Below are 275 nucleotides of genomic sequence, written 5' to 3' on the forward strand. Positions count from 1 at the left end.
CTTCCAGCACCCGGGAGGTCAGAGCAAGGACCGCGTCCTCGCCGGCGCCCCCGACGGCTTCCAGGACGGCCACGGCCGGAGCTCCTGCGCCGCCGGCCAAGGCCGCCACCTCGTCAGCGGTGGCCACCGGCACCCACGAAGGAGCGAGCCCGCCACCCTGTGCCCGGGACAGCTCGGTCCACTCCACCTGGAACAGCGAGTCGGCAACCGCCGTGCCCGCCGCACTCTCCAACTGCTCGGCGGACACCGCCCGGGACACCAGCGAGTCCAGGGTC

The 275-nt window shown here is 74.2% G+C and carries 1 protein-coding gene; it reads right to left on the reverse strand.

Annotated elements, in window-relative coordinates:
• The coding region (locus IF09_RS41485; RefSeq protein ID WP_037637281.1) for a hypothetical protein at positions 1-275 on the reverse strand (275 nt) is incomplete at both ends.

It is taken from the genome of Streptomyces katrae, assembly GCF_000717655.1.
Taxonomy (GTDB): domain Bacteria; phylum Actinomycetota; class Actinomycetes; order Streptomycetales; family Streptomycetaceae; genus Streptomyces; species Streptomyces katrae_B.